The organism is Chamaesiphon sp. OTE_20_metabat_361 (genome assembly GCF_031364565.1).
Genome location: NZ_JANLWO010000571.1, coordinates 1 through 9,513 on the forward strand (window position 1 = coordinate 1; position 9,513 = coordinate 9,513).

Annotated in this window: 13 protein-coding genes, 2 tRNA genes and 1 pseudogene; 9 read left to right on the forward strand and 7 right to left on the reverse strand. The window is 45.9% G+C overall.

The genetic code is table 11. The annotated features are described in order from the left end of the window. The 4 genes from RMO35_RS16405 to RMO35_RS16420 all read right to left on the reverse strand — a co-directional run. The coding region (locus RMO35_RS16405) for a tetratricopeptide repeat protein (protein WP_309742395.1) at positions 1–723 on the reverse strand (723 nt) is incomplete at its 3' end. A gap of 346 nt (positions 724–1,069) precedes the next feature. Continuing rightward, a complete protein-coding gene (locus tag RMO35_RS16410; protein WP_309742396.1) occupies positions 1,070–1,849 on the reverse strand; it encodes an ABC transporter permease in 780 nt (259 codons plus the stop codon). Between the two features lie 103 nt (positions 1,850–1,952). Further along, the gene (gene corA / locus RMO35_RS16415; RefSeq protein ID WP_309742397.1) at positions 1,953–3,083 is read right to left on the reverse strand and encodes a magnesium/cobalt transporter CorA; all 1,131 of its coding nucleotides are present in this window, start codon (positions 3,081–3,083) and stop codon (positions 1,953–1,955) included. 19 nt (positions 3,084–3,102) lie between these two features. Further along, a complete protein-coding gene (locus tag RMO35_RS16420) occupies positions 3,103–3,237 on the reverse strand; it encodes a hypothetical protein (protein WP_309742398.1) in 135 nt (44 codons plus the stop codon). A 267-nt stretch (positions 3,238–3,504) separates the two neighbouring features. Here RMO35_RS16420 and RMO35_RS16425 point away from each other — a divergent pair, with 267 nt between their 5' ends. The 5 genes from RMO35_RS16425 to RMO35_RS16445 all read left to right on the forward strand — a co-directional run bounded on the left by RMO35_RS16425 (position 3,505) and on the right by RMO35_RS16445 (position 5,618). Then, a complete protein-coding gene (locus RMO35_RS16425) occupies positions 3,505–3,936 on the forward strand; it encodes an EamA family transporter (protein ID WP_309742399.1) in 432 nt (143 codons plus the stop codon). A 79-nt stretch (positions 3,937–4,015) separates the two neighbouring features. Then, positions 4,016–4,786, forward strand: a complete 771-nt coding sequence (locus RMO35_RS16430) for a DUF362 domain-containing protein (RefSeq protein WP_309742400.1) — start codon at positions 4,016–4,018, stop codon at positions 4,784–4,786. Positions 4,787–4,871: 85 nt separating this feature from the next. Further along, the gene (locus RMO35_RS16435) at positions 4,872–5,351 is read left to right on the forward strand and encodes a low molecular weight protein-tyrosine-phosphatase (protein ID WP_309742401.1); all 480 of its coding nucleotides are present in this window, start codon (positions 4,872–4,874) and stop codon (positions 5,349–5,351) included. Between the two features lie 103 nt (positions 5,352–5,454). Continuing rightward, positions 5,455–5,535 (forward strand) — tRNA-Tyr (locus RMO35_RS16440). Positions 5,536–5,546: 11 nt separating this feature from the next. Beyond that, positions 5,547–5,618, forward strand: a tRNA-Thr gene (locus RMO35_RS16445). Here RMO35_RS16445 and RMO35_RS16450 read toward each other — a convergent pair. Further along, positions 5,600–5,752, reverse strand: coding sequence for a hypothetical protein (locus RMO35_RS16450; RefSeq protein WP_309742402.1), 153 nt, complete (start codon positions 5,750–5,752; stop codon positions 5,600–5,602). The genes RMO35_RS16445 and RMO35_RS16450 overlap by 19 nt on opposite strands. A 367-nt stretch (positions 5,753–6,119) precedes the next feature. On the opposite strand from RMO35_RS16450, the gene RMO35_RS16455 reads away from it, so the two are divergent. Together RMO35_RS16455 and RMO35_RS16460 are read left to right on the forward strand one after the other, a co-directional pair. Further along, a complete protein-coding gene (locus RMO35_RS16455) occupies positions 6,120–6,536 on the forward strand; it encodes an AraC family transcriptional regulator (protein ID WP_309742403.1) in 417 nt (138 codons plus the stop codon). Between the two features lie 424 nt (positions 6,537–6,960). Further along, positions 6,961–7,441 (forward strand): annotated as a pseudogene (locus RMO35_RS16460) (IS1 family transposase). Positions 7,442–7,698: 257 nt separating this feature from the next. Here RMO35_RS16460 and RMO35_RS16465 read toward each other — a convergent pair. Then, on the reverse strand, positions 7,699–7,836 hold the full coding sequence (locus tag RMO35_RS16465) for a hypothetical protein (protein WP_309742404.1): 138 nt from the start codon (positions 7,834–7,836) through the stop codon (positions 7,699–7,701). Between the two features lie 38 nt (positions 7,837–7,874). On the opposite strand from RMO35_RS16465, the gene RMO35_RS16470 reads away from it, so the two are divergent. Beyond that, positions 7,875–8,342: a hypothetical protein gene (locus RMO35_RS16470; protein WP_309742405.1), complete on the forward strand. Its 468-nt coding sequence runs from the start codon at positions 7,875–7,877 to the stop codon at positions 8,340–8,342. 94 nt (positions 8,343–8,436) lie between these two features. Here RMO35_RS16470 and RMO35_RS16475 read toward each other — a convergent pair whose 3' ends face one another. Further along, positions 8,437–9,150, reverse strand: coding sequence for a helix-turn-helix transcriptional regulator (locus tag RMO35_RS16475; RefSeq protein WP_309742406.1), 714 nt, complete (start codon positions 9,148–9,150; stop codon positions 8,437–8,439). 114 nt (positions 9,151–9,264) lie between these two features. Here RMO35_RS16475 and RMO35_RS16480 point away from each other — a divergent pair. Then, on the forward strand, positions 9,265–9,513 hold a 249-nt coding region (locus tag RMO35_RS16480), incomplete at its 3' end, for a DJ-1/PfpI family protein (RefSeq protein WP_309742407.1).

A 9,513-nucleotide genomic window follows, 5' to 3' on the forward strand; every position in this document is an offset into this window, starting at 1 on the left:
GGCAATTGCACCCTGATTATCGCCCATTTCTAATTTCGTCCAAGCGCGATTGTTATAGGCAAGATCGTAATTAGGATTAGCTTTGATGGCGAGATCGTAATCAGCCAATGCGCCAGCGCGATCGACCATTTTATATTTAGCCAGTCCGCGATTGAGATATCCTTCTGCTCGATTGGGTTTGAGTTTAATTAATTGCGAGAAATCAGCGATCGCAGCGGTAGCTTCACCAGCATCTAATAATAAGTTACCGCGATTTAGATAAGCATCTGCATAGTTAGGATCGATTTGAATTACTCGATTTAAGTCGGCGATCGCGCCTTGCTTATCACCACTTTTCCGTCGAGAAACAGATCTATTAAAGTAGCTATTGATATTCTGCGGGTTTAGCTCGATCGACTTAGTATAGTCAGCAATCGCACTTTGGCGATTGCCAGATAGATCGTAAGCAACAGCTCGATTGTAAACAGCTTTCTCAAAGTTAGGGCTAATTTGAATCGATTGAGAAAAGTCAGCAATCGCACCGTTGTAGTCTTTTTTCCGAAACTTCTGATTGCCTGATGATAGCAGATCTTCAGCTTGTTTCTGCGCGGATTGTGCTACCCGATAGCTATGACTAGTAGCAGTCGATCCGAGCGGATTAGCATAGCTATAATTACAATCGGCGATCGCTGTAGCAGCTACTAGGATGAGTGAAGTAATACTTACAGTAATTGATAGTTTCATCGTTAGATAATATGATAAAGTAGGTTGTAAAATTTGCTAAGTTTCAATATTTTTTATTCGCTCGATATCTGGCGATCGTGACAACTGAGAGTAGCCAAGACAACTAAAATCTAGCGTGACTGGCTCGGGTATATACAGCGGTTTGCAACTTAATAAGGTACGATACCCCTGATTCAGATCCCCGACTTCTTCAAGAAGTCGGGGATCTTGTACCTCAATAACCTGAAAAGTGCTGTATTGCGAGCGGAAATCGATCGCCACGATGAGTAAATTGCTGACATTGTTATTGTAACGTGAGTTTACCAGCGTAACATCAAGGCTAGATCGCTCGCCAACTCGATCTATTTTAATCGAATGATTTTAGTTGAGCGTACTGAGTAAAACAACGATTAACGATGCCACTAGTAACTAAACTGGCAGAAATTGTATTACTCGCTATGACTGCAAATAACGCCACAATTAAATAACCAGCCGCATTAACAGGTTGAATCTGGGCGAGTAATTCCCCAGTCAAAAAGCCCGGAATCGTGACTAAACCCGTCACCATTAGCGTATCGATCGTCGGTACTAGCGCCGACTTAATAGCTGTCTGGCGATACGTGGCGATTGCTTGAGCTGGGGATGCTCCCAAACTAAGCTGAGTTTCAATCTCTGCTTGATGTCGATCGATCTCACCAATCAGCCGCTCGCCCGCAATCGCTGTATTATTGAGCAAATAACCCAAACAAATCCCCGCACAGGAAACCAAGTATTGAGGTTGGTGCCAATTTGTCGGCTTAATCACCACTAAAATTGTATACCCAACCGCGACTATTAGCCCCGTAAAGATAGCGCCACCAACAATCGGTAGCAAATTCTTCATTCGATCGCCAATTCGGTTATTAGCGGCGATCGTCGTCGCGATCGCCAGTACACTAATTCCACCGATAGTCACCAGTGGATTGTCCAGTTGCCAGACGAGCTGCAAACCCAAACCCATCACCAATAACTGCAAAATCGATCGAGCAGCCGCGATCGTGATTTGTCCAGCCAATCCCACTCGTTGCCATTGCAACAACCCGATGGAGATCCCGATTAAGCCTAGCGCCCAGGCGATGTCTGTTAAATCTAAAATGCGAGGAATCATGGGAGATGGGGGGACTGGGGGACTGGGAGACTGAACAATTATTCCGGCTCTATTCACTATCCACTATCCACTATCCACTATTCACTATTCACTACTCCCTACCCTACATCGAAGACTTAAACCAACCACGTTTCCAGAAGAAGAATACCAGACTACCAGCGGTAATGCCCATTAAAGCCAGACAAAGAGGATAGCCCCAATACCAACCTAACTCAGGCATGTTAAGTGGCGATTTTTCACGATCGAAATTCATGCCGTAGACGCCAGCAATGAAGGTTAGGGGGATAAAGATTGCCGAGACAACAGTTAGTAATTTCATGATTTCGTTCATTTTATTACTAACTGCGGACAGATACACATCCATCAATCCTGTCGCTAGCTCTCGGTAAGTTTCGACCATATCCATCACTTGAATAGTATGATCGTAACAGTCTCGTAAATACACCTGAACCTCACTACCAATTAGATCGCTACCATCCCGAATCAAGGAATTGATCGCATCGCGCTGCGGCCAAATTGCCCGTCTGATCGTGAGTAGTTCGCGCCGAATTTTGTAAATTTTTTCTAGCGTCGATCGATCGGGACGGAGCATGACTTCTTCTTCGAGATCTTCGATTAGTTCTCCATAATGTTCCAAAACTGGAAAATAACCATCCACGATCGCATCTAATAAGCAGTATGCTAAATAATCAGCGCCTTGCGTCCGAATAATCCCGCGATCGAGATCGATTCGTTGCCGGACACCATGAAAACAATCTTGTTCGGGTTCTTCTTGAATCGTTAATAGATAATTTTTACCTAATACTAAACTTACTTGCTCCTTGGTAAAGCTAGTGCGATCGGGACTGAGCACGACCATAATGGCAATAATCAATAACTGATCCTGGTAATGCTCTACCTTCGGACGCTGCGGTACATTGACAACATCTTCTAACAACATCTGGTGTAGATTAAAGATCGGACTTAGAGCATCCCATGTTGCCATGTTTCCCAATCCTAAAACATCGATCCACGAAACAGTATGCGTTCTGAGATAATCTCTAATTTCGGCTGGATTAGTAATACTAACCTTGGTGGCTCGATCGCGATCGTAGTCAATTAGCACCAACTCTGCTGGCAGCGCATTTTTACCTAAATTTAGCTGTCCGGGTGTAGTACCTGGGCGATCGTAAAAATAATCCAAACGAGATGTTTCTGGTGGCTGATAAGTAGTTGGAAAGCTTTGATTTGACATGTTTTTAAATCGAAAATAGCTAAAAATCAAACAGCAATTTGGTACTACTCGTGTCTAGAGTAATAATATTAGTCTCATCATTAACAGCACTAGCATTATCCTTGGCTTCGACTAGTTTAGGCTCGCAACTAGCAAGTCCTGAATTAGTAGACAATGAGCTGGAGACTTATACTGCTGTTAAAACTACACTGAGGCAATCTCCTCGCCACCACGATCCGGTTAGACTAATAGGGGCTGCAAGCCAACACAAACGATCGACTATCAAAATTTGGAATTATTAGGTTGGCTAATTGGTAAGTGCGGACGCGCCGGAGGATCTGGAAGATTTACCGGATACCCCGATCTAGCAGGATTGTCGTAATTATCCCATATTGCAGATTCCATCCCTGACGCTCTTAGTACCATCTCGATCGATAAATACATGGAAAATAGCTCGAATATTTGGTGGATTTATGCTTTGCTTTCGGCTTTTTTTGCAGCATTAACGACGATATTTGCCAAAGTTGGGATTGAAAATGTCGATGCCAATTTAGCTACAGCCATCCGCACCGCCGTAATTGTCTTCATCGCTTGGGGGATCGTCTTAGCTCAAGGTAGCCTCAGCCAGCTTGCCACAATTTCGACTCGATCGCTAATTTTCCTGATTATTTCTGGCGTTGCCACTGGTTGCTCGTGGATTTTTTACTTTCAGGCACTCCAGCTCGGCAAAGCCGCCCAGGTAGCCCCGATCGATAAATCCAGTGTCATGATGGTAATTGTATTTTCGGCACTATTTCTCCACGAACCACTTACATTCAAAGTCATCCTCGGCGGTTGCCTAATCGCGATCGGTACATTAGTCTTAGTCTTGTAACTCAGTCACTCTGGGCACAATCCGCTCTCCCCAAAATTTTCCAACTGGGGCTATCTCTCACCATCGTCTTCTTTCCTACATGTACGCAGCCACCACCAAATCATTCAGCTACCAACCCCCAGCATCCGCCCACAACGCCCGTCAGATTCTCGTCAAACCCAATCTCGGTTATCCCGTTGCCGCACCCGTCACAGTCAGTATGGGCGTCTTAGGCGAGATCTTACGATCGCTCCGGCAAGCCAGCCCCAATGCTAAGATCTCGATCGTCGAAGGCGTCTGCTCGCCCGTGAGCCTCCACGACATTGCCAGCAAAAATGGACTGTACGCCCTGCTCGATGATGGCATGGAACTTCTCGATGCCGATACCCTGCCCCTCATCGAATACCCCAATCTCGCCCCCACTCCTGCCCGATTTAAAACCATGTGGGCACCCGAACTCCTCCAGCAAGTAGATTGCCGCATTACCGTCGGCACCTTCAAGCGGACGATCCTCAAAGACAAACCCCTCATCTCCGCATCCCTCAAAAATCTCTACGGACTGTTCCCTCGCTCGAAATACCACGCCCGCAGCCTCAATTCACGCGGACAACTCCACCAACCCTCCGTCCCCAAAGTCCTCCAAGATGTTTACTTCTGCATCGGACATCTCTTCGATGGGGCAGTAGTCGATGCCGACTTGCGACTCATCAGCCCCGACTGGAAACCCGATCGCGGTCAGACGATCGAGTTTGGTAAAATATTCTCCGGTACCGATCCAATCTCCGTCGATCGATCGGCCTGTATCGCCACAGGAGAGACAATTCCCGACTATTTGGATGCGATCGATCGACTCAGAAGCTTTAGGCTTTAGGTGTGAGTCGATAGTGAATAGTGAATAGAGTCGGAATAGTCACACAGTCTCCCCCACTCCCCCACTCCCCCACTCCCATCTCCCCATGAAACTCCTCTTCGTCTGCCTGGGCCACATCTGCCGCTCCCCCGCTGCTGAAAATATCATGAATCATCTCGCCGCTGAATCTGGCATGAGCAGCCAGATCGAGTGTGACTCGGCGGGGACTGGTGGCTATCATATTGGTAGCCAACCCGATCGTCGAATGCAGGCTGCTGCCGCCAAACGCCATCTGCTCATGACTGGTAGCGCCAGAAAATTTACCAAAGCTGATTTCACCGCCTTCGATCTGATCCTGGCAATGGATCGAGAAAATTATCACAATATTCTCGAACTCGACCCCCAAGGACAATACCAAGATAAAGTTAAGCTCATGTGTGACTATGCCACCCGTCACTCAGACACCGAAGTCCCAGATCCCTACTTTGGCGGTGCAGAAGGCTTTGACTACGTGCTCGACCTGCTGACAGATGCCTGTGGCGGACTCCTCACCCAGTTGGAGTCAACAGCTTCAAAAAATAGTTAGCAAATTGCTTTGTATTTTTAATTAGCTGTGCTAGTATTAGTAACTGTGAAACAAAGCGACAGCCGCTCTGGAGGTTCCCTCCAGGTACAGGATGTCAAGACGTGGGTCGATGGCCGAGTGGTTAATGGCGGCAGACTGTAAATCTGCTGGGAGACCTACGCTGGTTCAAATCCAGCTCGGCCCACTTTCACCAACGCCCTCATAGCTCAGTGGTAGAGCACTTCATTGGTAATGAAGAGGTCATGAGTTCAAGCCTCATTGAGGGCTTCGGGTTGTAACGTATTGCTGGCAAGGCTTTTAGGAAAAGAACGCATTCTAACAGCCATTAGGGGACGAGTAAAAAAAACGGGCGTTTTCTTTACTGCTGCCAAACAAGCCCAGACAAAGCGGTTAGCCGCCATTTCATCAGGCAAACAACTCGGTAATTTTATCTAAGTCAAGATTCGATCGCTGGCAACCAGTTTATTGACTTACCTCTGTCGATCGGATGGTGAATCTAAGTCTGAGACTTGATTTCAAGTATTAAATTTATAGTTGCATTTGATGTGGTCTCAACCTTTATGATTGTGGGCTGGTTGCAAATAATTCGGTCTCAGTTGCAGCTAATGTGGTCTCAATCGATCGGATAGTTGCACTTAATGTGGCTTCAAAAACACGATGATTGTGGTCTCAAGCATTTAGTATTGTGGGTCGCTACATTTAGTTGTGGATAAAAAGTAAGTTTCGGATTCTGCTTATAAGTATCAAACGATCGGCTGTTTAATGGTGGTGTTGCTACTTAAAATTCAAGAGCGATTTTGGAAGGCATACGATCCACTCACTGAAGCTTTAACTAGCTCTAACATCACATTGACATTTCAGCGCAATCTCGAAGCGCACTTTCGCGAGCTACTGACTGGTAAGTGCGATCGGCTGCTGCAAGTGCAGGACTATGCCCAGGCACAGTATTTACATCCCAACTATTTCAGCACTGTAATCAAATGCAAAACAGGTAAATCGGTCAATAATTGGATTGCCGAAAAGACGATCTCCGAGGCAAAAGCAATGTTGGCGCGATCGTCGGCATCAGTCCAGGAAATAGCTGCTAACTTGGGATTTAAGGACGCAGGACACTTCTCCCGTTTCTTCAAAAAACACACTAAACTGTCGCCGTTGAGCTTTCGACAAAGAATTACCTCCGAATGAATTCGGTGTTCATGTTGCGAAGTCCGCCTACGCGGACTGAAATATTAGTCCGCGTAGCGAAAAGTGCGGGAACAGGGGCGCGAGCTTTGCGGGGGAAGCTTCCCCCGCAAACGTCGCTTGTTTCCCCAAGTAGAGCACCTTTTCAAGACAGCGGCGTTTTTATGTCTAGGGTTCCCCCCGTCTTGGCGTTTTTTAAGCGGGGGTTCCCCCCGCATAAAACGCCGCCGAAAAAAAAAACAACAAGACAGGCGGACTTCGCAAAACAAGCGGCGGTTTTAACCGCTGTGAGTATAAGTAGCAAAGCAACTTGGATTAGAGCTAATTGTGTTCGATCGCGACCCTTGATTTTGCTCAAACTTAGAAATAGGGGCGTTGCTGAATTGATGTGTGATATAGCGATCGAGAGGAAAGTTGGCGAAAAACAATGAACAGCAAATTAGAGTCGATTCTCCAGGGGAGAGGCTTCGCCAACGAATGTCCTGAATGTAAGTCAACTCGTGTTAATAAGAATGGGCATAAAGCAGGTAAACAGAATCATATATGCGTTGATTGTGGTAGACAATTCATAGATTCCTATCAATCCCATCAAGGGTATGCACAGGAAGTTAAACGAGAGTGTCTAAAAATGTATGTCAATGGCATGGGTTTTAGGGCAATTGAGAGAGTTAAAGATGGATGGCCAGTCTATCCGATATTTATTCCGTGACGTAGACCAGATTATCTGCAAAACTTATATGACTAGAGTAGAGGGAGAAAATACGAGACTTAGACACTATTTAGCTCGACTTCACCGCAAAACACTTTGCTATTCTAAGTCAAAAGAAATGCTAGCACATTCAGTTAGATTACTAATTCACTACCTCAAGTTCTGGAATGTTCCCATCCCATACCCAGCTAACTATTAAATGTAGCTAAATATTCCATCCTGTTTTGAAGAATGTTTTTGGATCTCGATCGCCATATCATACATCAATTCAGCAACGCTGGAAAATACTCATCAGCACGATAGCTTAGTTGGTTGCCATTGGCGGTATTCAGTGCAAATACACCCAGACGAACCGATAACGTCCGTTCGAGTTTTGTAAACTGTGCCTGAGCCGAAACAGTAGCATTTCCCTGAGCTGCTCATGATGCCCCTATAGTCGCGATTATCTCCGATAGGCTACACGCCAACGGCATAGATACAGCCGCCAGCAGCAATTTCCGACGATTTTGAGAATAATTCATCATTTAGTTTATCGATCCTCGTTTTGCATACCAAGCGTGCATCAGTAAATCTCTTCAGCACGCAAATCGCCATGATGGTATTTAGGCATACTATTCAACACAATATTGACAGTGGCAATATCTAAAGGTTATATTGTCACTGTCAATATTTTACTGTGCTTAGATCCCAATCCTGAACATTTGTGGTGGAAGAATCTAATGATTGAATCAAAAAAGTTTATGAAGACGATGCTTGCAATCTCACTACTATTGAACATTGTTGTTCTCATTCCAGTTTGCGCTGGTCTCGCGACACATGCCGATGGGATACAGATAAGTTTCGGTGAAGCAACGCCAGCGCGCGGCATCCTTCTTTCGGTCTATCTGAGCATTCTTGCTGCTTCTGCTTCATTGCTCGTATTTCGCGATCCAAAGCTAACAGCAGCACTTTTACTGATGCAAATCGTTTATAAGCTTACCACGCCTATAACCGTAGGAACGTTCCACAATCCTGTCGCGATAAGCAATCTCGGAATTGCAGCATTCCATTCGGTAACGCTTTTTATCACTTGGCGTAGTATTGGCAATCTTGTGAAATAATTGTTAACACAGGCAAGTAAGCCGAATGAGAGTGACCTTAGACGTTATTTCGATTCATGAACATCTAAGGTGATTCCCGATAAATCGAGTAATTCTAATCAGCAGAGAGTTGTGCAATCATTTCAGCACGAGAAGACACTTCCAGCTTCCGAAACATCCGCTTTAGAGCCTGTTTAACGGAATTTTCAGTAATCCACAATTGGGTGCCAATCTCGGCATTCGTGCGCCCTAGAGCAACTAGTTCGACAATTTGCAATTCACGCGCGGTCAATAGCGCGGCTTTGAGAGATGGGGCTGACGATTTTCCAGCGGAAACACTAGGCGAACGCGTTGTTGCCGCCCACATCGATAAGTGCAAACAAATTCCACTCAAATCGGCAAGATTTTGGGTGTCGAAAGCGGGCATCGAATTATCGCGAGTACACCCCACCGAACCTACTAGTTGACCGCGAACGACGATTGGTCCTGCCATCACATGCCAGTGGTCGGCACGAGGACAAATTATCTGCCATACCTTGGGCGATGTCACCAAGCCTTCATGTACAGGTGCGTGACGCTCTGTGAGATAACGGGCGATGGGATTACGCTCGATCGATAGGGCAACCTTGAGAATTTTCTGAATGTTGGGATCTAGCTGGTAAATTTGGTCGAAGAAAAAAATACCCGATCGAGTGGCTGCGAAGTGTTCGCCAAGTTTTGACGTGACATCTGCTTTTAAATTTCGTTCGTCTCTTACCGAATCGTTGGCGTAGCCTACCGGAGGTAATCGCCGTAAATAGAGGCTGTAAGGAAGCAACCATAGTGTCAAAAGAGTACCCGATTCTCCAGGGGAGAGGCTTCGCCAACGAGGACTATACGCGATCGGTTTTCACTCTTAGTATAGGCATTATCAGCTTTGTTACTATCATCCTGAAATTGATTTATGACTGACTCCCCACAGCACATCATCGGTTTAGTATTCTATCCTGGGATGACATCGTTGGATATTATCGGCCCACAGCAGGTTTTTAGTGGGCTGCCTGGTATCAAAATTCATCGGATTTGGAAAACGCTAGAGCCAGTCAAAACTGACGATGGCATGATGGTTTTACCCGATACGACTTTTGACAATTGCCCCCGCTTGGATATTATCTGTATCGGTGGCGGCAGCGGACAGGCGGCTGTAGAAGAC